The organism is Priestia sp. SIMBA_032 (assembly GCF_046535215.1).
In the GTDB taxonomy this organism is placed as follows: Bacteria; Bacillota; Bacilli; order Bacillales; family Bacillaceae_H; genus Priestia; species Priestia aryabhattai.
Map to the genome: position 1 here is coordinate 1 of NZ_JAWRXD010000792.1, position 266 is coordinate 266.

Sequence of the window (266 nt, forward strand, 5' to 3'; positions counted from 1 at the left end):
GTTAGTACGGGATTAACAGGAATTTTAATGGCTACTACTCCCATTGTTGCACAACTCGTCGGATCCAAGAAAAAAAAGGACGTTCCCCACGTTGTCATACAAGCAGTTTATTTAGCAATTTGTGCTAGCTTCGTTGTTATCCTCATCGGTTTCTTCGTCGTTTCACCTATTTTAAACGGCATGCGCTTAGAAGAACCTGTGGAACGAATTGCAGCTCAATTTTTAAGTATTATCGCAATAGGAATTATACCTTTATTCACTTACAC

At 39.1% G+C, this 266-nt stretch carries 1 protein-coding gene; it reads left to right on the plus strand.

The window, feature by feature from the left end; translation table 11 throughout:
- Positions 1 to 266: MATE family efflux transporter (locus SB717_RS36500; RefSeq protein WP_410907926.1), on the plus strand; the 266-nt coding region annotated here is incomplete at both ends.